A 25,352-nucleotide genomic window follows, 5' to 3' on the forward strand; every position below is an offset into this window, starting at 1 on the left:
GAGCGCGCGGCCGGCGGCCATGCGTCGGGTTGATCCGGAGCGGGACGACATCAGAATTGACCAGGCGGGAGCTTGAAAACGTCGGGGCTCTTGGTGTCGGCCACATAGAACAGCAGCAGGCCGGTCGGGGTCAGGACCCGCTGGTTGTTCTCTTTGGTCTCGAACGTTCCCTGCAGCAGCAGGATCACCGATCGATCCTTGGCATCGCTGCCGCGAAACATCAGGACACCGCCGGCGACGGGCGTGTTGACGGCGATGGTGTCGGGCTTGAAACCTTCGCCCAGGAAGTGGGCGCGCAGAATGTTGGCATTCGAGAACAGCTTCTCCGGCGTCATCGCCGGATCCGTCCCTTTCGACCAGACCGTGCCGACCTGGATGAGCGTCTTCGACTTGTAGCCGAACACGTAGGATACTTCGGCGATCCCGCCGCTCGGCAGCAGGTCCGGAACGGCCAGCAATACGCTGCGGGTCAGCTCGGCCGGATTGTCCTGCGACTTGATCGCATCCGGCTTGACGCCGAAATCCTTGGTGATCGCCGCGCGGACATCCGCCTCGTTCATGCCGAACTTCGAAGAACGGAATCCATCGATCGCTTTGGCGGTTTTTTCATCGACCGCCGCCGCTGCTGCCGGCACCGTCGCCTCGGCCTGGGTTGCTGGCCTTGGCGCCGGCACTGCCTTCTGCTTGGGCGTGCCCTGTGCATACGCCGGGCCGGCTACGACAGATGCGATACCGCAACATGCCAGGAACATCGAAATCTTGCGCATTCAAAAACCTTCCGAAACACCAGACATAAACTTTAGGCAACGCCGCAATTCGGTAACCGGAAATTAGCAATTGGCCTCGTTACCCCGTAACAATACCGCGTTCCCCACACCGAACATAGCGGCGATGGGAGAATGAGCACCGATGGCTAATATTGGCGCGGATGCGTCGCTGGCCCGACACGAGTGCGCGCTGATACGGCATGCTGCGCACTTGCGACATTCGAGCCAAATGCCATCGGAGAATTTTGGATTGGTGATACAAATCAGCTGCTTATAGCGACAGCATTGTAAGCGGATTGCGATGCCTGGAAACGTTCGGGCCGTTGGCATTCAGGCGGACCTGTCGATCGTTAATGTCGGTGGCGGCGAGAATTCGAACGGTGTCGATTCTCATCCAGTGCACGATCAGATCGCCTCATTTCTCACGCGGCGCACACTCGTGAGGCATCGAAAAATCGGGATTCGCCAACTCAAAAGCCAGCAGACGGCGCCACTCCAGTTGCAGAATGCGAAGAAGCCGCGCTTGGCGCGCGGCTTCTTGATTACGATGCGTATGTTGCGCCGATTTTGCGTCAGATCAGCAGGAAGTTGGAATTACTCAGCGTGCCGTTGAGGTTGTTCAGCCCGATCTCCATGTCGGCCGACGTCATTGTGCCGTCGCCGTCGATATCAATCTGCAGGACGTTGGCACCGGGCCCATTATTAAGCAGATGGGCCGATGCCTGACCGCTACCGGCAAAGGCACCGGTGCCGACATACTCGATGTGATCGTCACCAATCGCGATGCCGGAGAAGGTGAACGTATCGCTGCTGGCATCGAAATTGGTAATCTGGTCAGCCGAGCCGCCCACGAGCGAATCCGACACGCTGGTAAAGCGGAAATTGTCCTGTCCCGCGCCGGCCGTAATCCCATCGTAGCCCGCACCCGCTGTAACGGTCGTGCTACCCGATGTGTTGCTGATCGTAAGGTTGTCTTGCAGGGCGCTGCCATTGATCGTTTCAACATCGATCACGGTCAGGTTGAACGAGCCTCCGTTCAAGTTAAGCGTGTCGGTCCCGCCACCAAGATCGACGGAGCCTTGATAGCCATTCAGGGTCAACGTATCGCTTGACGAAGTGCCGTTAACAAAATTGACTCCATGGAGCGCGTCGAACGAGTTGTTGCCGTCAGCGAGATTCAACGTGTTGGTGCCGTCGCCAAGATTGACGGTGACGCCCGACACGTTGTTGAGCAACTCCAACGTGTCGTTGCTGGGGGTAATGCCACCGGTGAAGTCGCTGCCGTTGACATTCTCCACGTCCGTCACACTGACGGAATTCGAGCCGTTGGCGAGCCAAACCGAATCGTTTCCTCCGCCGAGATTGATTGCGAGGCCGGTAGCGTTGGTCTGAATGGTCAGCGCGTTGTCCTGACCGCTGCCGTTGAGATGCTCGACACCGACGAGGCCGAATGCCGTATTTCCCGAGTGGATAGTTACAGCGTCGTCGCCCAGACCGAGATCGATGGTCGAATTCGCCGCGCTGCCAAAGAAGCCGCCGATCGTCAGGGCATCATCGGTAGAGCTTCCATTGATGTGGTTGGCGTTGAAGACGTCACCCAGCGAGTTCGTTCCACCCGCGAGTTGCAGGGTGTTGTCGCCGTTCCCCAGATTGACGGACACGCCGGTGACGTTGTTCAGCAGGGTCAACGCATCGTTGGAGGAAGTGGCTCCAAAGTCCCCATAGCCGATGCTTTCAACATTCACGATTGACATGCTGTTGCTGCCGGCCATCAGAACGAGATTGTCAACGCCTCCGCCGAGGTCAACGGTCAGACTGGTGACAGTGTTAGTAAGATTGACAAAGTTATCGTCGTTGCTGCCTTTCAGATTCTCCACACCGACCAGACCGAGCGAGAAGAATGAACCGAACATGGTGCCGCTTACGGTAACGGTATCGGTACCTCCTGCCAGGTTGACTTGGCGACCGTTAACATTGGCACCAATGGTGAGGAAATCATCACCTCCGGTTCCCGTCACCCCGCCGCTAGCGAAGAGGTTCTGACTGGAGATATCGATCGGACTTCCCACGGTGCCGGATGACAGCAGCACGATGGCGTCATTGAAGTGCAACACCTCGACGTTGCTAAGGGTGTCCGTTGCGTCCCGGGCCACTCCCTGGGAGTCAACGACTTGGGTCTGTCCAACCGTGGGAGTATTCGGATTGACCGTGTATGTCCCTTGCGCGCCGGTGAAGAACACCATGTCGGTACCGGCACCACCGTCGATGAGGTCGTTGCCACCCTGACCGGTGATGCCGTCGTTGCCGCCGCCGCCGTTGATCGTATCGCCGCCACCGGCGCCGAAGAAGGTCTCATCGCTGGAACCGCCGGTAAGGGTGTCGACCTGGTTCGACCCCTGGACGCTGTTGACGCCGCCACTGATGACGTCCGCGCCGGCCGCGCCACTCACGACGCCCGTCGCGAGATTGACGATGACCCCGCCTCCGCTCGCCTGGGAGTAGGAGACGCGCGTGTTGCCGTTGCCGGTGATGTTATCGGCGCCGCCAAGACCTTCGAAGATATTGAAGGAACCAAACGATCCCGCCGAGGTGACGCCGGTAAAGCCAGCAGCATTATAGGTATCGTTCAAATTGCTGCCGTTCGCGCTATTGACGCCGACAAACGTGTCGCTGCCTACCGAACTATCTCCAGTTACAGTGCCGGCCAGCATGCTGATCGTCACGCCGGCGGTGGCATTGCCGTGAGTAAGGCGCGTATTGCCGTTACCAGTGATGGTATCGTTGCCGCCGAGGCCTTCGAACTGGTTGAAGTTGCCGCTGCTGTTGCTGACGTTGAGAGCGCCCGCAACACCATACCCCGTGGCGACGAAGACGTCGTTGAAGTTGGTCGCTTGAAGCGCCTCGATGGAACGCAGCGTATCGGAGCCGACCGATGCATCGCCGGTTACGGTACCTGCCGCAAAGTTGACGGTTATCGGGCCAGTCGAGAAATAGATGTTGTTGTAAGTTGCAACGTCGAAGCCGCCTCGGCCGTCGATGAAATCATCGCCGGCTGCACCAAAGAAAGTTTCGGTGGTGCCGGTACTGTTGCTGCCGCTTAGCGTGTCGTTGAACATCGACGCCTGAACTGCATTGACGCCGCTGAACGTGTCCGTTCCGGTCGATAGGTCACCAGTCGCGGTGCCCGTTCCCGGTGTGCCGCCGGTCTGCATGTCGACAACGACCCCACCAGTCGCGTTGATATAGGTAACGCGCGTATTGCCGTTACCGTTGATGGTGTCGTTGCCGCCCATGCCGTTGAATTCGTTGAAGGTACCGTTGTTGCCGATGTTAAGCGTGGTCGGTTGACCGTTGCCGAAGCCGCCGGCGTTGAACGTATCGGCGCTGTTCGTACCGCGCACGGATTCGACGGATCTAAGCGTATCCGTGCCAACCAAAGTGGGATCGCCGGTTACTTCTCCTATCGCCAGGTTTACGGTGATGCCCACACCCTGCGCCGCAGGATCCTGCGCATAGTCCGCGCGGTCGAAGCCGCCCCGGCCATTGATCGTGTCGTTGCCGGCGCGGCCTTCGAAGACCTCAACCGTTCCGGCAGCATTTGCGGAGCCGAGCAACTGGTCATCAAAACCCGATCCGACAACGCCTGCAAATCCCGAACCAACAAGGATGTCGTTACCGTCGCCGCCGGACGCGCTATGCGCGTCGAGGTCAACGGTAACGCCGGTTGCGGCGTTGGCGTAGGAAATGCGGGTCAGCAGTGCGCCCTGGCTGTTGACGGAGCTGGTGATCGTGTCATTACCGCCCCGACCTTCGAATTCGTTGAATCCGACGTTGGTGCCTGCAATACCGGTGTTGCCGGCAAATCCGCTCGCGTCATAGGTATCCGCGGATTCGCTGCCGACGATCCCTTCGATGCCGGTCAGCGTATCGCTGCCGACGCCTGCACCGGATACGGTACCAGCGGCGAGATTGACCGTGACACCGCCAGTGGCGTCCGTGTAGACAGCGCGGTCGAAGCCCAACCCGCCATCGAGCGTATCCATGCCGGCCATGCCTTGCAGTCGGTCATTGCCGCCGAGACCTTGAATCAGGTCGTCGCCAGGCGTGCCGTTCAGTGCGGGGTCTGATCCCGCCGTGCCAACAATCGTTGAACCGGCATTGACGTTGATCGTGATCGTCTTGTCGAACGTCAGTCCAAGGGCGTCGGTGACGCGTACGATCACCTGCTGTGCGCCGGCTGTCAGCGGACCTGCCACCACGATATTGCCGCCAGTCACGTTGAACTGGCCGCCAGCACCGTCGACCAGCGAGAACGCCGCGGTATCGCCCGCATCGGGATCAATTGCCGACAATGCGCCTATGACCGTGCCGTTCGCACTACCCTGCGGGACAGCCGCGTTCGAGACCGAAATATTGGTCGGCGCCTCGTTGGCGTTGGTCACGGCAATGCTGAAGCTCTTGTCGAAGATATTGCCGCCTCCGTCCGTGACTCTCACGGTGACCTGGTGCGACGTTGTCGTCTCATAATCCAGCCCACCCACGACGACGATTTGTCCGTTGCTGATCGCGAAGCGACCGTTCGCATCGTTGGTCAGCGTATAGGTCGCGGAATCGCCGACATCGACGTCGACGTCAGACAAGGTTCCGACGACCGTTCCTGCGGCGCTGTTCTCGGCAATCGAGTTGGCGGATAGCAGGATGTCCGTCGGCGCGCTGTTGGAACCGAAGATGAAGTCGCTTGCCGCGAGGTTTCCGGACATCACGCCCTGCAGCGTGATGCTGTCCGTGCCGAAGGTCAGCACAGTGTTGCCGCCGACCTGGGTTGCATGTGCCTGAACGTCGGCAAAGCTGTAAACGCCGTTCATGCCGGTCAGGTCAATCTGCTTGCCGAAGCCGAGGACGAAGTCCGTGACGGTGTCCGCGCCGGTGCCGGTTGCGAAGACGAACTTGTCGGCTCCCCCGCCGCCGCTGAGGACGTCGTTGCCGGCTCCGCCATTGATCGTATCGTTGCCGCCGTTGCCGATAAGCGTCTCGTTGCCGGCGCCGCCTGTCAGTGTGTCGTTGAAGTTCGTGCCAACCACACGGTTGACGCCGCCGGTAATGGTGTCGGCACCAACCGAGGCGTTGCCAGTGACAACACCGGTCGACAGGTTGACGTTGACCCCGCCGGTGGCGCTGTTGAACTGGATCTCGGTCGCGCCATTGCCGGTGATGGTGTCGTTGCCGCCCTGACCCTGGAACGCGTTGAAGCCGACATAAGCGGAGGCATCGTAGCTGTCGGCCGAATTGCTGCCGATCGCACTGTTGACGCCACCGGTAAAGGTGTCGGTGCCGACCGAGATATCTCCGGCCGCCGATCCGGTGCCACCGGCACCGATCGCAATCGTCACACCAGAGGTGGCGTTGCCATATTGCACCTGCGTGGCGCCATTGCCGGTGATCTGATCGTTGCCGGCATTGCCCTGGAACGAATTGTAGCCATTGTTAAATCCGGACGCGTCATAGACGTCAGCATTGTTGCTGCCGATGGCGCTGTTAACGCCGCTGACGAACGTGTCGGTACCGACATTGGCCGTGTCACCGCCTGCCGTTCCGTGCGCTGAACCGGAGCCGCCCAAACCGATCGTGATCGTCACTCCAGCCAAAGAATTGGAATAGAGTACGCGCGTACTGCCGTTGCCGGTGATGGAGTCGTTACCGCCCAATCCCTCGAACTGGTTGAAGGCGCCGTTGCTGGAACTGACGTTCAGCGCCCCCAAAGCACCATAGGTGCTCGCATCATAGCTGTCGGCCAGCATGGTGCCCTGAACACCTTCAATGTTGCGCAGCGTATCCGCGCCGATCGACCCGTCGCCGGAGGCGGCGCCCGCTCCCATGTTGACGGTCACGCCACTGGTGACGGTGCCCAGGCTGTTGTAGCCCGCGGTATCGAACCCGCCGCGACCGTCGATGAAGTCGTCGCCGCCAAGTCCGATAAGCGTATTGTTGAAGCTGCTGCCCAGCAGTGTATCGCCGAACATGGAACCCTGGACGGCGTTGACGCCGGTAAAGCTGTCGGTCCCTTCGGTGACGCTATTGGCGGCGCCGGCGACGGTGACCGCGTTGGTTCCAGGCGCACTCGTTTCGAGATCAACGCTGATGCTGCTTGCCGCGGTCTGGTAGTTCAGCCGGGTGCTGCCGTTACCGATGATCGTATCGTTGCCGGCCGCCCCGCCGAAATCGTTGAAGCCTCCGCTATAGCCGGCATTGACCGCACCGGCGCTGCCGAAGCCAGTCGCATCGAAAATGTCATCGAAGATCGTGCCGCGGGCCGCTTCGACGTTACGGAGCGTGTCGGTGCCCACGGAGGCGTCACCGGTCACAATCCCGTCCGCAAGCTCGATCACGATACCCGACGTCGTCGCCGGGTTGTTGTTGTAATTGACCTGGTCGAAGCCGCCACGGCCGTCGATGAAGTCGTTGCCCGCGCGACCTTCATAGGTCTCATAGGTGAAGAGCGCATTATCGCTGCCGTAGAGCGTGTCGTCATGGTTCGAGCCTATGATCGAATTGACGTTCGTGAACGTGTCATGGCCCACGCTCACATCGCCGTCAGCAATACCCGCAGCCAAATCTACCGTCACACCGGTGGCTGCGCTGATGTAGGTGATGCGGGTCGTCATTTGACCAAGTGCGTTCACTGTGCCGGTGATCGTGTCATCGCCGCCGCGGCCTTCGAAATCGTCCTGGCCGACAACGGTGTTCGACGCGCCGGTCGAACCCGTGAATCCGGCGCCATTGAATGTGTCGGCGAAGTTGCTACCGGTGACGGCCTCGATGCCGACCAGCGTGTCGCTGCCGACACCCGGACCCGTAACGGTGCCGGCCGCCAGATTGACCGTGATGCCGCCAGTGGCGTCGCTGTAATCCGCCCGATCGAAGCCGAGCCCACCATCGAGGGTGTCATTGCCGGCCAGACCTTTCAGCAAATCATTGCCGCCCAGGCCGTTCAGCGTGTCAGCTTCGGAAGTTCCGATCAGCGTATTGTCGTCGCTGTCACCGTTCAGGGTGACACCGGTCACATCAGTCACGCCAATGGTGAAGTTCTTGTCGAAGGTGTTGCCACCGCCATCCGTTACCCGGACCGTGATCTGATGCGAGGTTGCCGATTCAAAGTCCAGCGCGCCGGCGACGACGATCTGGCCGTTGCTGACGGCAAACCGACCGCCCGCATTGCCGGTCAATGTGTAGGTAGCGGAATCGCCCGCGTCCGGATCGACGTCCGAGAGCGTACCGACGACTGTTCCATTGGCGCTGCCCTCGGCGATCGTGTTGCCGCTGAGCCCGATATTGGTCGGTGCCTCGTTGACGTCGGTGACGCTGATCGTGACCGCCTTGGTGCTGGACAGAGTCCCCCCGTCGGTCGCGACCACGTTGATGCTGTAGGAGTTCTTGAACTCGTAGTTCGCAGAATCGTTCAGGGTGACGTTGCCGCTGGCGTCGATACTAAAGGCGGCCGCGTCGGTGCCGGTAAGGCTCCAGGTGATCGTGTTGTTGGGCGCGGTGGCGTCCTGATCGCTGGCGATCGCCTGATAGACCACGGTGCTGATGGCCGCGTTTTCGGCAACGCTGCCGGTCGTGCCCGAGATCACCGTGGGTGCGTCGTTCGCATCGGTGACGCCGATGTTAAACAGCTTGTCGTACGTTGCGCCGCTGGCGTCAGTAACGCGCACCGTCACCGATTGTGACGCACCCGCCTCGTAGTCGATCGGACCGGCGACGACGAGATCGTTGCCGTTGATCGCAAACATTCCGTTGGGATTGACGATGCTGAAGGTCAGGATGTCACCGGCATCCGGATCGGTGCCGGACAAGGTGCCAACAACGGTTCCGGCCGTCGTGTTTTCCGCGATCGACGACCCGACCAGCGAAATGTCTGTAGGCGTGTGGTTGACGCCGGAGGTGACGAAGTTGGCGTCGGTGAGCGTGCCGTTCAGGCCATTGAGGGTGATCTCCATGTCACCCGCGCCCATCTGTCCGTCACCGTCGACGTCGATTTGCAGAGTGTTGCCGTTGAGACGGGCTTCCGAATGGAGGTTCCCTACCGAGCCAGTGAACGCGCCGTTGCCGACGAAATGGATCTGCCCGGCGAGGCCAGCGACGTGATCGAGCGCGAACGTATCGTTGGCAGCGTTGAAGTCGTTGACGGTTTCGCCTCCCCCGATCCCGGCTTGCGCGGCGTCGGTGTAGCGGATGTTGTCCTGTCCGGCGCTGGCGGTGATGAAATCCGAACCCATTCCGCCGGTCACCGTGGTCGTTCCGGAGGTGTTTGCGATCGTGATGGTGTCGTTGAACGCGCTGCCGTTGACGTTCTCGACGTTCCTGACGGTGACGCCTGTGGCGATCACCCCAAGGTTCAGCGTGTCCGTGCCGGCGCCAAGGTCAATCGTACTGCCGGCGGCGTTCTCCAGCGTCGTGAGCGCGTCGTCCGAGGTCGTGCCGTTGATCGTCTGGAGGCCGTGGCCCTGGACTGAATTGATTCCGGCCGCGAGGTTAAGCGTGTTGTTCCCGTCACCCAGGTTGATGCGGATGTCGCTGACATTGTTGAGCAGTGTCAGCGTATCGTCGGACGGATTCAACCCGCCGAAGTCGCTGCCGTTGATGGCTTCGACGTCCACGACGCCGACAGAGTTCACGCCGTTGGCGAGATTGAGGGTGTCGTTGCCGGTCCCGAGATCGAACGTGGCGCCAGTAACCGCGTTCTGCAGGACGAGATAATCGTCGCCTGCTGCGCCAATTACGTTTTCGACTCCGACGAGACCAAGGGTGCTGAAGACATTCGACAGGATCAGCGTATCGGTTCCACCGCCGAGATCGACTGTGGACTGATACAGTCCGTTGACGACGGTGAGCGTATCGCCGGAGGCTGTGCCGTTGATGACGTTGGTACCAATGACGTTGACGAGGGAGTTGTTCCCCGCCGCCAGATTGATCGTGTTCACTCCGTTTCCGAGGTTGATCGACACGCCGTTAACGGTGCTCGAGAGGATCAACGTGTCATTGGATACGCTGCCTACCGCAAAGTCGCTGCCGTTGAGGTTCTCGACATTGACGACGCTTACCGTGTTGGCGCCGTTCGCCAGGAAGACGCTGTCACCATTGATGCCAGCACCAAGATCGATCGCGAGGCCGTTGACGTTCGTGATCATGCTGACGGAGTCGTCGCCGCCGGTGCCTTTGAGGTTCTCGACATTAGCGAGATTGAGGTTGTAACCGCCGGTGACGCCAAGGGTAATCGTATCGCTGGTACCGTCGCCGAGATTGATGACGCGATTGGAGAGTTGCTGCCCGATCGTCAGGAAGTCATCGTTCGAGCCGGTCGCCGTCGTGACCATCAGGCCCCCAACAAAGTTCAACCCGGTCACGTTGACCTGTGAACCCGAGGTGCCCGACGCCGTCAGCAGATATTGATTGCTGAACTGCAGGACCTCGATGCCATTGAAGGTGTCGCTGCCATCTGGCCCGGAGATGGATCCGGCACCTGCTCCGGTGAGATTGAGGGTGTAGGATCCTCGCGCGCCGGTATAGACCGCCATGTCGGCGAAGCCGCTGCCGCCATCGATCGTATCGTTGCCAGCGCCACCGGTGATGGTGTCGCTACCGCCGCCGCCGTTGATGATGTCGTCACCGGCTCCACCGTCAAAGAGGTTATTGGTGTTGTCGCCCGTGATGCTGTCGCCGTGAGCAGATCCGGTGACGGCGTTGACGAGGGTAAAGGTGTCCGTGCCAACCGACGGATTGCCGACAGCCGTGCCGCTGCCTGAACCGGTGAACACGACGGTGACGCCCGCGGTCGCGTTGAAATAGCCCAGCCGGGTGTTGCCGTTGCCGGTGATGATGTCGTCGCCGCCGAGGCCTTCGAACTGGTTGAAGTTGCCGTTGGTGCTGCTGAAGTTGGCCGCGCCCGCCTGACCGTAACCCGCCGCGTTGAAGGTGTCAGCGAAATGGGTGCCTTGAATGCCTTCGATCGAGCGCAGCGTGTCGGTGCCGATCGACGCATTGCCGATCACAGTACCCGCAGCCAGATTGACGGTGACCCCGGCGGTCGCAAGACCCATGCTGTTGTAGCTGGCCGTGTCGAAACCGCCGCGGCCATCGATGAAGTCATCGCCGCCGAGACCTGTAAAGGTGTTGTTGAAGGCGCTGCCCAGGAACGTGTCGTTGAAGACCGAACCCTGGGCCGCGTTGACGCCGGTAAAGGTGTCGGTCCCCTCGGTCGCACCGGTCGCGGAACCGGCAACGGTGAGCGCCGTGGTCCCGGGTGCGCTGGTTTCGAGGTTCACGGAGACGCTGGCCGCCGCCAGCGCGTAGTTGAGACGAGTGGCGCCGTTGCCGAAGATCGTATCGTTGCCACCCGCACCTCCGAAATCATTGAAGGTTCCGGATGAGCCAATGTTGAGGGCGCCGGCGCTACCGAAGTTGCGAGCGTCAAAGACGTCGTTGAAGTTGGTGCCGCGCACCGCTTCCACAGCGCGAAGCGTGTCCGTGCCTACGGTCGCGTCGCCGGTCACGGTTCCCGCTGCAAGGAGCGTGACGATACCGGACGTTGTCGCCGTATCGGTGTTGTAGGTCACAATGTCATAGCCACCGCGACCATCGATGAGGTCGTCGCCGCCACGACCTTCGTATGCCTCGAAGCTGCCCTGTACGTTGTCGCTGCCGCGCAAGGTGTCGTTGAAGGCAGAACCCCACACCCCGGCGATATAGGAAATCGTGTCATGGCCGACCGACGCATCGCCGTCCGCCGCCCCCGCGGCGATGTCCACCGTGACCGCGCCCGTCGCGCTGAGATAGTTGATCCGGGTCAGGGCCTGACCCTGCACATTGATGGCACCAATGATTAGGTCGTTGCCGCCCAGGCCCTCGAACTCATTGTAGCCGATCGTTGCTCCGGGGAGGCCGTTTGCTTCCGTCGTAAATCCTGTCGCATCAAACGTGTCGGCAAAATTACTGCCGATGATGCCTTCAACGCTGGTCAGCTCGTCGCTGCCGACGCCAGCGCCGGACACGGTGCCAGCTGCAAGATCGACGGTAATACTACCCGTAGCCTCGGCATAAGTCGCGCGATCATGGCTGTTGCCACCATCGATGATGTCGTCGCCGGCCCCGCCGCTGAGCAGGTCCCTGCCGTCGTCGCCGTAGAGATTGTCGTCTCCGTCGCCGCCAAGAACGGTATCGTTGCCGTTGCCGCCGTGGATCGTGTCCTTGCCACCGAGGCCGCTGAGCGTATCGTTGCCGTCGAGACCGTCGATGACGTCGTTGCCGCCGGCGCCGGAAATGGTGTCGTTGCCGAGGGTGCCGACCTCGGAGCCGTCGGGATCACCCACTTCCACCGTCTGGATCGCGGTCGTCAGAGCGCCGCCTGTATTGTTGCTGACGGCGTCTGTGAAGTCGCCAGTGCCGGCAGCAAGGGCAGCTGCTGCGTCAGCGAGCGCATCCGTCGTTTGTCCCAGCGCCACGCTGGCCGCCTGGGCCAGGCTGGTCAGAACCGCCAGCGGATCACCCGTGCCTGCCGCAGCGGTGGCGATGGCTGCATTGGCCTCCGATACAATCAGCGTGGCGGCGCTGACCGCCGCGGGATCCGCAGTCGGTGCCGCATCCTGGATGATCGAGGTCAAGGTCGTGGTATTTGACAGGTTGACCGTACCGCCCGCCGCATCGGAAATCGCGCTTGCTACCGCGGAGACGACATCCGCTCCCGTGGTGGTCGATCCTGCCGCCGCTGTAATCTGCGCAATCGTGGTCTGAACCTGGATACCTGCAGCCAGAATCTTGGTCGCGTCCGCTGCGCCGGCACCGCCCGCCGCCGCCGCCGCGACCGGATCGAATGTCTGCAGGTCGACGGCACCAAGCCCGAACGCGTTCAACACTGCGGTCTGTGCGATCGCAATGTCAGCCGGATCGGACGAGGTCGCCAGTGCGGCGACCAGCGTGGTTAGCGGCGTAATGACGGTCGAGCCGGCAACTGCGCTGAGCGTACCGTGGAAATCCAGGCCCGTGGATACGTCGACACCGCCGAACATGACCAGCTTGCCGCCGCCCGCGCCGGTAATCGTAAACGTTCCGTCGGCCGCCGTGGTTGCGGATGCCTCCACGCCAACGTCGAACTCGCCGTCACCGTCGTCGTCGGAGAATACGGTTGCTCCCGAAATGTAGCCGTCGACGACGCGCGAGCTGAATGAATCGGGGTCCGGCGCCACGTTGACGGTGACATCGATCGAGGTCGTCGCAACACTGGCCCCATCGATGGACCTGGCCGTCAAATGCAGTTGGAGCGGTCCGGATGCGCCGACCGTATTGGCCGTCCCTGGCTGCATCGTCAGGCCGGCAAGCTGATCTGCGGGAACGAGCCAGTAATCACCGTCCTCGTTGTAGACGCCGGCCGACAACACATAACCACCAGTAACGCCGCTGATGGTTACCGCCCCGAGCGATTCCGAACCGTCGACGAGCGCGACATGCAGACCAAGCGGAATCGGATCCGCGGACGCATCCACGTCGATGGACGTCGAAGGGCCTGTCAGGGTCGGCGCGTCCGCAACGCCGGCGATGTTCACTGTCAACGTCTGCACGGCAGTCGAAAGTTGCGAGCTTGTCGCAAAATGCGTGCTGGTTGCGCTGACGGACAGATTAACGGTGCCGGAGAAGTCGGGCGCCGGGATCAGGGAGAGACCTGCCAGATCCGAATCGCTGAGGTGCCAGATGCTGGGATCGTTGGCATCAACCGTACCATTGTTGAAGGTCACGCCGTCCGGCACGCCGGTGATGGTCAGCGTCAACGCGGAACCGCGATCGATCAGCGCCGACGTAATCGTCAGCGGAATCGCGTTGTCCTCCGTACCGCTGGCCGTCGCGACGCTCAGCGTCGGGGCGTCCTGTGCGCCATGAATGTTGAAGCTGACCTGCTGGGACGTACCGTCGAGCGACGTAATTGTAAACGTATCGACTTGGGTGACGTTGGGGCCGAGCACCTGTGCAGCACTATTGAGGACCGAATAGGTGTAGGAGCCATCGGCGGCGAGCGTCAGGGTACCAAGATTCATGCCGCCAGGCACAACTGTGGTCTGGAACGAGCTTTGGCCCTGATCGTCATCGGAAACGGAGAGCGTTCCGGAGAGGCTCAGATTGCCACCGACGACGTTGACGTCTTCGGTAACATCGACAAGCACCGGCGTTCCGATCACCGCGGCATCGTTGCTGCCATGGATCGTGAAGCTGAGCTGCTTGGGGGTGCCGTCCTGCGACTGTACCGTGAACGTATCGGTCCTGGTAACGCCAGCTCCCATCGATTGGGTGGCGCTGTTGGCAACTGAATACGTGTAGTCACCATTGGCAGCGAGTGTCAGTGAGCCGAGATTCCCAGCACCCGGGCTGACTGTGGTCTGGAACGAGCCCTCGCCCTGATCGGCGTCGGAAATCGAAAGTGTGCCGGAGAGGCTCAGATTGCCACCAACGACATTGGCATCCTCGGTGACGTCGACGACCGTCGGCGTTCCGATCACCGCCACATCGTTGACGCCGTGGATCGTGAAACTGACCTGCTGGGTGGTGTTGTCCAGCGACTTGATCGTGAACGTATCGACATGGGTGGCGTTGGCGCCGAGCGACTGCGTCGCGCTGTTGGGGACCGAATAGGTGTAGGCGCCGTTGGCGCCGAGCGCGAGCGATCCGAGAGCCGTGCCGACTGCCGTAACGGTGGTCTGGAACGAACCCTGACCCTGGTCGGTATCGGTAACCGTGAGCGTGCCGGACAGTGACAGGTCTCCATCCTCGGTCACGTCGACAACCGCGGGCGTTCCGATCACAGCGGCATCGTTGGTGCCGTTGATCGTGAAGGTCACTTGCTTGGCGGTACCATCCGCCGAAGTGACCGTGAAAGTATCGACCTTGGTGCTGCCGGCGCCGAGCGATTGGGTGAAGCTGTTGGCCACCGTGTAGGTATAGCTGCCGTTGCTGGACAGCGAGAGCGTGCCGAGATTTCCCGCAGCCGAGCCGACCGTGGTTTGGAACGCGGCCTCCCCTGCACCATCGGCATCGGAAATCGAGATCGTGCCGGTCGCCGTTAGATCCGGCGACGTGGCATCCTCGGTGACATCAGAAACGGACGGGTTTCCGATCACCGCAGGGTGGTTGGCGGAGGTCGGGCCATGAACGACGAAGGTGACCTGCTTGCTCGTACCGTCAAACGAGGTGACCGTGAAGGTATCGACCTTGGTCCCGCCGATGCCGAGTTGCTCAGCCGCGCTTTCCGGCACGGTGTAGCTGTAGGTGCCGTTGCTGTTGAGCGAGAGATTGCCGATGTTGCCCGCCGCCGAAACCACCGTCGTCTTGAAAGACGCCTGGTTCTGATCGACATCCGAGATCGAGATCGAGCCCGTCGCGGTCAACGTCGTCTGATTGGGATCGGCGGTAACGTCGCGATGGGTCGGCGTACCGATCACCGCAGCGTCGTTGGTACCGTGGATCGTGAAGGAGACCTGCGCGGTGGTGCCATCCTTCGAGGTAATCGTAAACGTATCGACCTTGGTGTCACCAGCGCCGAGATACTGTACCGCGGAACTCGCAACAAAATAGGTGTAGCCGCCGTTTGGCAGCAGCACCAACGTGCCGAGCGCGCCCTGGCCACTGATCAGCGCCGTCTTGAACGAGGCTTCGCCCTGGTCGGCATCCGTAATCGAGATCGACCCGAAGGTATACAGGATCGGCTGCGTTGTGGCATCCTCGGTCACGTTGCTGACGGTCGGCGTGCCGATCACCGCGGCATCGTTGATGCCAGTGACGACGAAGCTCACCTGCTTGCTGGTGCCGTCAACCGAGGTAATCGTGAAGGTTTCGGTTTTGGTGGCGCCCACGCCGAGATAGCCCACGGCACTCTTGGCGACCGAATAGGTGTACGACCCGTTCGCATTGAGCGACAGCGTTCCCAGATTGATGCCCTGAGCCACCGTCGTGTTGAACGCGGCCTGGCCCTGATCGACATCCGAAACCGAGATCATGCCGGTTGCCGTCAACGACGATCCGCCCGTATCGGTCGTGTTGCGCACGGTCGGCGTGCCGATCACGGCGCCATCATTCTTGCCTTGAATTGTGAAACTGATCTGCTTGGTGGTGCCGTCAAGCGCCATCACGGTGAAGGTTTCGGTCTTGGTGTCGTTGGCGCCGAGATACTGCGTGGCAGAATTGGATACCGAGTAGGTGTAAGATCCGTTCGCGGCGATCGTCAGCGTTCCAAGATTGGTACCGACTGACGTCACCTGCGTTTTGAAGGAGGCCTCGCCCTGATCGGTATCCGAGATCGACAGCGTACCCGTGGACTTGAGATTGCCGCCGGAAACACCAGTATCCTCGGTGACCAGAGAACTGGTCGGCGTGCCGATCGCCGCGGCATCGTTGGTGCCCTTGATCGTGAAGCTAATTTGCTTGGTTGTGCCGTCGATCGACGTCACCGTGAAGGTCTCGACCTTGGTCTTGCCGGCCCCCAGATATTGAACGGCGCTGTTGGCGACCGAGTAAGTGTAGGTCCCGTCCGCGGCAAGCGTCAGCGTTCCCAGAGTGCCTGTGGCTTTCTTCACCGTGGTCTTGAAAAAAGCCTGTCCAGGGTTGGCATCGCTGATCGGGATGGCTCCAACGGCTGTCAAGAACTGCAACGAGGTGTCTTCGGTGACTTCGTTGTTGCTCGGTGAACCAATGACCGCCGGTGTATTTGCCATAGCACTAACCCCACGAAAAATCGGTCGGTCTGACGGCGTCAGATCAATCCGCTGCTTTTGATTGGTTGTTGTTCAAAGCCCCAACGGGCCTGTATGAGTTTTTCGAAATGAATTTTTAGAATGCGTTTTATGTAGTCTTTAGAAATCGTCGCGGTCAAGTCAAGCCGCGCGTCAACAACAAAATAGCCTCCCCCAAATGGGTTAGGCGTTAACCAGTCATCCTACGTGACTTGATGAATCGTTACGCCGAGCAAGCTGACCAATTCCGCTTGCCGCTGCACTCCCGTCTTTTGAAATACCGATTTCAGGTGAGATCGAATCGTGTTCTGAGCTATTCCCGTTGTGAACGAAATCTGTTCGATGGATTTGCCTTCGGTGATCTGACTAGCCGTGCGTGCCTCCGCCGGTGTGAGATCAAAAAGGGCCTGCAACAATGGCGACGCCGGGCTGGTGCTCGGCACCATCGAGGTGATGAAAACGATCGACAAGGCTCCGGTGAACACATCTCGTCCGCCGCCGTGCAAGGGCACGACGTGGGCGACAAAAGCCGGGTCAGTCTTGGTCGCTCGGACCGGAATGGACCGGCCGATTCCATTGGAGGAACGCCCGCCGCGCGAAATAGCTTCCGTCAGCAATGTCTGAGCCGGTTCGGACGTAAATTGAATGAGGTTTCCCGCGCCGACGCGGACATGGCCCTTGCTCGCAAGAAAACCGGCATTGGCCGAGATAATGCGACCAGTGGACGCCAACGCCGCAGCCGGCAAGCCGATCGCGTCCAGCGTCGCGACTGTCGATATCGCCCGATCCAGCCCCAGTCGCGCCGAGAGGACCGATGCCCGTGCAAGATGCGGACGCAAATGATCCAAAGTCTCCGCAACCGATCGCGGCACCGGGCCCTTGCTGTGAGCCTTCTCGATCGAGAACACCAGCGTGTCGCCGGCCGGTGAACGTATCGACGTTCCAACGCACCATCCAAGTCCACGGGGGCGCAACAGTTCGGTATAAAAATCGGAGGCGTCGATCTCCGCCATCGTCAACTCGTCCAGATCGGTCAGGAACCTCGGTTCGTCGATCGGAACGAGGCGCTGGCCGCGTGGATTGTCGAGATACCATTTGCTGCCGGTCCATTCCGCGATGAACTCCTCGATGGATCTGGATGACAGCCATCGGGGATCTCCAGGGCCAGCTGCGAACAGCAGCGTACCCTCGGCATCGGCTATTTCCGCCAGGCGATCGAGAATGGATCGCCATTTTTCCGGAACGACCGCCGCTTCATAGATCTCGTCTATGAATGGATCTGTCGCCAATGCCCCCTCACCCTTCTTGCCCGCCGGCTTTCAAAGCCAGTTCGCCCGGCATGAATGGATTGCCAGAAAGTCCCGGTCAACTGCGATCGTCAATCATCGTAAGCAAGCACGATTAATTCAATGGTGCAGATCGCAGACCGCCACATTGTGCACATGTCCAGCGAGCGAAAGTATCCAACTCGTAGCCCGACCATTCGGGCCAGCATCCGTAGTTCTACGTGATCTCCCTGGAAGGCCGCTGTGCGTCTGCCGCCGTCATGGTTTCGAAAAGCACTGATCCATTTCGGCAAGCCGGGTGAGCTCGGAAGTTCCGGGGAAGTGTCGAAACCTCCGGAGCAGTAAACCCTGAGAGGTCTGCAGCCACCCCATCAACTTCAGGACGTTTACTGCAAGGCACCAGCGATGAAGCGCTGACCAGCGATTTCGGCTGCCATGACGGCGCGCAGCTCCACGCGGATCGATCGCGTGACACATCCGGCTTTCGTCTTTGCTTGTTGAAGAATATAGATAATTTCAGACCCGGCAGAACCGGATAGACTCTCCCCGCCCATCAATTTGGAATAGCCCGTTGAACGCCCCTCGCTGCATCGCTTTTGTCGCCCTGCTCGCATTCACCGCGCCGTTTTTCGCAGGCCCCGCCGTCGCCCAGAGCGCAATGGCGGCGGCTGTCGCCAAGCCAGTGTCGCTGCCGGACATCGCGATCGGATCGCCGAAGGCGCCGGTGACCATCACCGAATACGCGTCGATGAGTTGCTCGCATTGCGCCGCCTTCGGCGAGAACGTCTTTCCGATGCTGCGCTCCAAATATATCGACACCGGCAAGGTCCGCTTCGTGTTCCGCGAGTTCCCGCTCGACGTCGCGGCTGCGGCGGCCTCGATGCTGGCGCGCTGCATCGCAAGGAACGATTCGGAAAAATATTTCGGCGCCATCGAGACCCTGTTCAAGCTGCAGGACCGACTGATCAGGCAGACCAAGGAAACGCTGAATTTCGTCGGCAAGCTGAACGGGATGAGCGAACAGGACGTGGTGACTTGCGAGAGGGATCAGGCGATGCTCGACAAGCTCGCCGCGGATCAGAAATACGCCCACGAAACGCTCAAGGTCGATTCAACGCCGACCTTCTTCCTCAATGGCGAGCGCTTGAAAGGTTCGATGTCATTCGAGGAGCTCGAAGAGCGGATCAAGCCGCTGCTGAAGAAATAACGACTGCGCCGGGCCACGCCTCCCCCTTGTTCTGCGGCGCGCCGTCGTTGATGATGGCGTCAACAAACATAAAATCGGGGGGCGTCATGGCGGCCGTTCTGCAAATCTTGCTCGCTGCGGCGCTGCTGCTGGGCGGCGTCCCGACGGCCTCGGCACAGAACTATCCGAACCGCCCGGTGCGCGTGGTTGTCGGGTTTCCCGCCGGTGGCCCAACCGACGTGATCGCACGCCTGGTGTCGCAAAAGCTCTCCGATGCGCTCGGCCAGCAGTTCTTTGTGGAGAATGTCGGCGGCGCCGGCGGCAACACCGCGTCCGGCCAGGTCGCCCGCGCGACCCCCGACGGCTACACCATCATGGTGGTCAGCACCGGCTTTGTGGTCAATCCCAGCCTCTACGCCAAGGTGCCGTACGATGCCGTCAAGGATTTCGCGCCGGTGACACTGGTCGCGGTTTCCCCGAACGTGGTGGTGGTCAACCCGTCGCTGCCGGCCAGGTCGCTTCCGGAATTGGTGCAGCTGATCCGTGACAATCCCGGCAAATACGGTTTTGCCGGCCCCGGCGTCGGTTCGACCCCGCATCTGGGGGGTGAGCTGTTTCGGCTGGCGTTCAGCCTCGACCTGGTGCACGTGCCGTTTACCGGCGCAGCGCCTGCGATCCAGTCAACCGTCGGCGGGCACACGCCGATCGCTTTCACCGCGCTGCCGCCCGCCCTTTCGGCGGCGCAGGCCGGCCAATTGCGCGCGCTCGGCGTCGCCGCCAGCGAGCGCGCGACCCAATTGCCCGACGTGCCGACCTTTGCCGAACAAGGCATCAAGGACCAGGAGGCCGATACCATCACAGGCGTCCTTGCGCCGGCGGGAACGGGGAAAGAGATCGTCGACCTGCTCTATCGCGAAATTGCCAGGGCGGTCGGGCAGGCAGACGTGAAGGAGCGCCTGACCGTGCTCGGATTCAAGCCGGTCGCGAACCGGCCGGAGGAGTTCGGCGCCCGCATCAAGCTGGAAATGGAAAGATGGGGCAAAGTGGTACGTGACGCGAAGCTCAGGATAGAGTGACGCGTCACTTCATTCCGGCGGTTCCTGCGCGACATTCATGAACGTCAGGCCGATCCGGTTCTTCTTGATCCAGGCGACCCGGCACTCATGAACGATCGAAGAATCCTTCGCCATCACGAGACGGAAGTGCTGCGGAACGAATGCCGGGTTCTCGACGTCGATCGCCGCACCCTCGAGCGAAATATTCCTCACCACGCAACGCATCACGGAGCCGCCCGATGAGACATAGGCGGGCTCCTCGATCTCGGTTCGCGGATATTTTCGCTTTTCTTCCATACGTTTCCGGCCGTGAATATCGCTCGACCTATCTAACTAGCCACGAAACCTTAAGCAAATGGCGTGTGTGCACCGCAATGCAATCGGCGACGATGGACTTGCGACGTTCCGATTTGTGCGGAGCGGCAGGATGCCTCCATCGCTTCTGCGCAGATGTGCTCCGCGTCTTCATGGGCTTGTCGCTCGCGACAGCCCGGCGATACCCTTTTTAGATAGGCGGTGACAGCGTTCGTTTATCTCGGCTGCTGGTTCCTGATGGCCGGCATCGTGTACTATTTCATCGGCTTCGAGACCAGGGCAAGTCGATCGAACAGATCGACAAGGAATTGGCCGATGGGCTGAATATGTCGCAGGCGAGAGTCCGGCGGGCATAGTCTTGAACACAAGGCGTCGATGGAGGCTTGGACAATTTGATCGCGACTGCTGCCGACCTTGCCGGCGACCGGGCGATCATCGCCCGTGCCGAGGCCGTTCGTCCCGATGTGGCGGCGGCCGGAAACGACATTGAGAGTGCGCGACGGCTGCCGCCCGCGTTGCTCGACAGGCTGCACGACGCGCAGCTGTTTCGTCTGTTGCTGCCGCGCTCGACCGACGGGATTGAAACCGACCCCGTCACCTTCTTCCATGTCATTGAAACCATCGCCAAGGCGGATGCGTCCACGGCATGGTGTCTCAGCCAGGCCGGCGGCTGCGCGATGTCGGCGGCCTATCTCGATCTGCCGGTGGCGCGCGCGATCTTCGCCGATCCGCGCGCAGTACTGGCCTGGGGTCCCGGGTCCAAGGTCCGCGCGATCGAATGCGAGGGCGGTTACCGGGTCACCGGCGTCTGGGCCTTTGCCTCCGGTGGTCGGCACGCGACCTGGCTCGGCGCGCATTGTCCGATCTTTGCGGCCGACGGCACTCCCCGATTGGAAGCCAACGGTATGCCGCTAGAGCGGACCATGCTGGTGCGAACCGAGGACGTCGAATGGACCGACATCTGGAACACGGTCGGCTTGCGCGGCACCGCCAGCGACCAGTTCGCGCTGAATGACTTCTTCGTTCCAACGGACCATTCCATCACCCGTGAATTCGACCGGGAATGCCGCGAGAGCGGTCCGCTCTATCGCATGGGGGCCGGCACTTGCTACCAGGTCGGCTTTGCCGGCGTTGCCTGCGGCATCGCTCGAAGCACGCTCGACGATTTCGTCGAGGTGGCGCGCAACAAGGTGCCGCGCGGGGCCATACGCATCTTGCGCGACAACGCCGTGGTCCAAACCGGCCTCGCCCAGGCCGAGGTCAATCTGCGCGCCGCCCGCGGCTTCGTGCTGCAGTCGATGGCCGAAATCTGGAAGGACCTCGTCGCCGGCGCCAGCATCACCGTCGCGCAGCGCATCACGGTCCGCATGGCCGCCACCAACGCGATCCACAAGGCACGCGAGGCAGTCGACTTCGCCTACAATGCGGCGGGAGCCACCGCGATCTTCGAAGGCCACCCGCTGGAGCGCCGCTTCCGCGACATCCATACCGTAACCCAGCAACTGCAAGGCCAGATCAGACATTTTGAAACCGTCGGTGCCTGGATGATGGGCGTCGATGTCGATCTCACCTTTGTCTAACCCCATTGCGTCCAAGGAGAAGAAACCATGGGACTTGGCGGATTACAGCACTACACCATCGAACCTGCCGATCTCGAGCGCACCAAGGATTTCTACTGCGACGTGCTTGGACTGGAGAACGGCGACCGTCCACCGCTCGGTTTCCCCGGCTACTGGCTTTACTCCGGCGGCAACGCCACCGTGCACCTGATGGGTACGCGCGAGCCACGCGAGGGCATCGTGGTGCGCGGCACCGAAAAGAAATACGAGGACACCGGGCGGCTTGACCACATTGCCTTTGCCGCGACCGACGTCGACGGCGTGCGCAAGCGCCTGCAGGCCAAAGGCGTAAAATTCCGCGAGAGCATCGTGCCGCGAACCGGTGATACGCAAATCTTTCTCTACGATCCCGACGGCGTCGGTGTGGAGCTGAACTTCCCGAAGGCGTAACGGGCCACCGCCGCGAGCAATTTTCGACTATTCGGTCAGCCCCAGCGCTGGCCGAACTTGCTTTAATTCCGGCTTTTTGATTTCGGCTTTGCGTTAGCGGTTCCCGACAAGGTCGCAAGTCAGCCATCAGTCGGGCGCGATCCCGTCAGGGTTTCTTCATCATTGCATGGCGATTGGAACCCGCCGCGCCGCTGCGGCAGGATAGCCGGGTGCCTCGCCTTTCACCTACCCCAGGGCATGCGTGCCCGGCTATTCGCCCACGGGTAAGCCCCACCATGATGGGGAAGTCGCCCCGGACTCGTTCCGGGGCGGATAACGTTAGGTGAATGCGTCAGTCTATCCGCGCTAATCCAGCCCGCGCTCGTGGCTGAGATTGACCATTTCCTGGATGAATATCTTTTTCTGCTTCTCATCCAGGCTTGCAAATAAAGGTTCGGCGGCATCCGCCACATTGCGCTGGTCCACCGCACGGTCGTTGAGAAATTGGGCTTCGTTCCGCATCTGCTCGATGATGTCGTCGGGCGGATCGCGTTTGGCGCGCGCAATACGCAGATTGAGGCGATCGGCGCCATTATGGCCGAGATAGTGCATCGCACTGTTGAAGCCGGACCAGTTCTTCTCCTGCTCTGGCGTCAGATTCAATTGCTTCTTGATACGCTCGATATTGGCGTCGCTGTTGGCAACGATCTGTTCGGCCGTGATTTGCGGTGCACCGGTCTGGGTCAGCACCTGCGGCTGCTTCGCTGCCGTCTTGGTCCCCTTGGCCGCCTTGCTCGATTTGGCGGCATCGCCCTGTTTGGCATCTTTCGCCGGGGCCGCCTGTTGCTGTTGCTGTTGCTGTTGTGCGCCGCCGGTGAGGACGCCGGTAACACCGGTCACCACCCCGACAACACCACCGATAGCGCCGCCAAGCACGCCGCCGACCGGTCCGGCCGCCTTGTTCCCCTCGCGGGCGCCCTTTTGGACCCCCTCAACCACCTGTGCCTCCACCGTGAGCGACGCGCTAAACAGCATAAGGGCGGCCACCCCAAGGGCTGCGCACAATCTGAACCGCGCGCGCAGCTTCGATGTCGGGCTGGTCATTGTCTGGTCTCCATGGTCGATCGTGAGTTTCCGGCGGGGTGGTGCTGGGCCAAGGACCGCGGCCGAATCCGATTTTATCGTTTTCGCGCCGCGCGAGTCTACCTGCCGCGCCTGGTCATCCCAGTGATGAAAACGCCGGCGTATCCCAATTTGGACACGCGGTAGGGGAACCTGCGGCGCTATTTCGCATCCTCACCCCTCCGATGAGTTCGATAGGTGCAACGCAATATTCCGCGCCATGAGTCAGGAATGAGCGGTAGACAACGGGCCAACGGTCGTCGCGGCCTTCGATTTGCACGCAACGTTAGTTCTAGGACAGCGCCTACGTGATTTCTCGACAGACGCTGGCAATTCTGCTCTGATCGTCAATAATGAAATATCCGCGGCGTCCGAATGGAGCCGAATAAAAAAGCAAGAACGGGAATTTCCTTCAATCCGATTGGCCCATCCAGGGAGGAACGCCATGACACGGAAGAAGCTTACTCGACGCCAATTCATTGCTGCGACAGCGCTATCATCGGCTGCACTCGTAACCGCACCCTACGTGCGCGGCGCACACGCCGCCGGCAAGCTATCAATCGGATTTTGGGACCACTGGGTACCCGGCGCCAACAAGGCTTCTACCGATATTGTCAATGAGTGGGCCGAGAAGGAAAAGGTCGAGGTCACCATCGACTACATCCCGAGCCAGGGTAACAAGAACCTCTTGACGATCGCCGCCGAAGCCCAGGCGAAGTCGGGCCACGACATTCTGGCGATGCCGACCTGGTGGCCGCACGCGCAGGCGGAGTTGCTCGAGCCGATGAATGACGTGGTCGAGGGGCTCATCAAGCAGAACGGCGAAGTCAACGGCACCGTCCAGTACCTCGGTAAGGCCGGCAACAAATGGCTGGGCGTTCCGGCCTGCGTCGGCAGCCAGATCAAGGGACCCTGCTCGCGTATCGATCTGATGAAGCAGCACGCCGGCATCGACGTCCTGGCCATGTACCCGGCGGGTTCGGCGCCGAAAGCCGATGGCTGGACCACGGACACATTCCTGAAGGCGGCGGAGGCCTGTCACAAGGGCGGCGTTCCCTTCGGCATCGGACTTGGCGAGACCAGCGATTCCGTCGATACCGTCGGGGCGTTCTTCCTGGCCTTCGGGGCGGAGGTCGTCGATGCCAAGGGCAACGTCGTCGTCAAGAACGACAACGTGCGCCAGGCGCTCGAATATTACAAAAAGCTGATGGCCTTCCTGCCGTCGGACGCGCCGTCATGGGACGACGGCTCCAACAACAGGTGGCTGGTCTCGGGCAGAGGCGCCCTGATCATGAATCCGCCGAGCGCGTGGGCCGTCGCCAAGCGCGATGCGCCGCAGATCGCGGAGCAATGCTGGACCCACGGCTTCCCGGTCGGTCCGAAGGGCCGCTTCGCGCCGTTCCTGCCCTACTTCTGGAGCGTCTGGAGCTTCTCCAAGAACAAGCCGGCGGCAAAGAGCGTGCTGACGCGCCTGTCGCAGCCGGATGCGGTCGAGAAAATGGTGGCGGCGAGCGGCGGCTACGACCTGCCAGCCTTCGAGAAACTGACGACCCTGAAGACATGGGCCGAGGAAGGACCGCCGAAGGGCACGCTCTACCACTATCCGAATCCGCACAAGCATCAGTTGCTTTCGATCTCGGCGTCGCCCGCGCCGCCCAAGGTCGCCCAGCAGATCTACACCCAGGCAACGCTCACCAAGATGTGCGTGCGCTTCTACCGGGGCGAGCCCATGGAGAAGACGCTGGCCTGGGCGGAAGGCGAACTCGAAGGCTTCATGCGTAGCTGAGGCGATTTCGCCGCCGCGGCCCGTCGGATATCGGGCCGTGGCGGCGTACATCCGCCTGCCGACACGATGGGAGCCGGCGC

Annotated in this window: 11 protein-coding genes; 6 read left to right on the forward strand and 5 right to left on the reverse strand. The window is 61.2% G+C overall.

Translation table 11 applies throughout. The features are described 5' to 3' along the window. Positions 1-50: 50 nt before the first annotated feature. The 3 genes from JQ558_RS08675 to JQ558_RS08685 form a co-directional block, all read right to left on the reverse strand. Positions 51-767: a hypothetical protein gene (locus tag JQ558_RS08675; protein WP_212208664.1), complete on the reverse strand. Its 717-nt coding sequence runs from the start codon at positions 765-767 to the stop codon at positions 51-53. A 572-nt stretch (positions 768-1,339) separates the two neighbouring features. Beyond that, positions 1,340-16,516: a VCBS domain-containing protein gene (locus JQ558_RS08680; protein ID WP_212293388.1), complete on the reverse strand. Its 15,177-nt coding sequence runs from the start codon at positions 16,514-16,516 to the stop codon at positions 1,340-1,342. Between the two features lie 221 nt (positions 16,517-16,737). Beyond that, entirely contained in the window at positions 16,738-17,547 is an 810-nt protein-coding gene (locus tag JQ558_RS08685; protein WP_212293389.1) for a helix-turn-helix transcriptional regulator, read from the reverse strand. 844 nt (positions 17,548-18,391) lie between these two features. Between JQ558_RS08685 and JQ558_RS08690 the strand changes: the two genes are divergently transcribed. Further along, positions 18,392-19,027 (forward strand): DsbA family protein, encoded by a 636-nt coding sequence (locus JQ558_RS08690; protein ID WP_409410499.1) that lies wholly within the window; start codon positions 18,392-18,394, stop codon positions 19,025-19,027. Positions 19,028-19,113: 86 nt separating this feature from the next. Continuing rightward, positions 19,114-20,082 (forward strand): tripartite tricarboxylate transporter substrate binding protein, encoded by a 969-nt coding sequence (locus JQ558_RS08695; protein WP_212293390.1) that lies wholly within the window; start codon positions 19,114-19,116, stop codon positions 20,080-20,082. A 9-nt stretch (positions 20,083-20,091) separates the two neighbouring features. On the opposite strand, the gene JQ558_RS08700 is transcribed toward JQ558_RS08695, so the two are convergent. Next, complete coding sequence (locus tag JQ558_RS08700; RefSeq protein ID WP_212208661.1) at positions 20,092-20,358, reverse strand: PilZ domain-containing protein; 267 nt, start codon at positions 20,356-20,358, stop codon at positions 20,092-20,094. A 219-nt stretch (positions 20,359-20,577) separates the two neighbouring features. Here JQ558_RS08700 and JQ558_RS37820 point away from each other — a divergent pair, with 219 nt between their 5' ends. Genes JQ558_RS37820 through JQ558_RS08710 form a run of 3 tightly spaced genes read left to right on the forward strand, consistent with a single transcriptional unit; the run spans position 20,578 to position 22,385 of the window. Continuing rightward, a complete protein-coding gene (locus tag JQ558_RS37820) occupies positions 20,578-20,700 on the forward strand; it encodes a hypothetical protein (RefSeq protein WP_283813710.1) in 123 nt (40 codons plus the stop codon). A 59-nt stretch (positions 20,701-20,759) separates the two neighbouring features. Continuing rightward, positions 20,760-21,956 (forward strand): acyl-CoA dehydrogenase family protein, encoded by a 1,197-nt coding sequence (locus JQ558_RS08705; protein WP_212293391.1) that lies wholly within the window; start codon positions 20,760-20,762, stop codon positions 21,954-21,956. 27 nt (positions 21,957-21,983) lie between these two features. Beyond that, on the forward strand, positions 21,984-22,385 hold the full coding sequence (locus tag JQ558_RS08710) for a VOC family protein (protein WP_212208659.1): 402 nt from the start codon (positions 21,984-21,986) through the stop codon (positions 22,383-22,385). A gap of 345 nt (positions 22,386-22,730) precedes the next feature. Here JQ558_RS08710 and JQ558_RS08715 read toward each other — a convergent pair whose 3' ends face one another. After that, the gene (locus tag JQ558_RS08715; protein ID WP_212293392.1) at positions 22,731-23,468 is read right to left on the reverse strand and encodes a Spy/CpxP family protein refolding chaperone; all 738 of its coding nucleotides are present in this window, start codon (positions 23,466-23,468) and stop codon (positions 22,731-22,733) included. 463 nt (positions 23,469-23,931) lie between these two features. Here JQ558_RS08715 and JQ558_RS08720 point away from each other — a divergent pair, with 463 nt between their 5' ends. Next, the gene (locus JQ558_RS08720; protein ID WP_212208658.1) at positions 23,932-25,272 is read left to right on the forward strand and encodes an ABC transporter substrate-binding protein; all 1,341 of its coding nucleotides are present in this window, start codon (positions 23,932-23,934) and stop codon (positions 25,270-25,272) included. Positions 25,273-25,352 lie beyond the last annotated feature (80 nt).

The sequence above is a fragment of the Bradyrhizobium sp. AUGA SZCCT0160 genome, assembly GCF_018130105.1.
Taxonomy (GTDB): domain Bacteria; phylum Pseudomonadota; class Alphaproteobacteria; order Rhizobiales; family Xanthobacteraceae; genus Bradyrhizobium.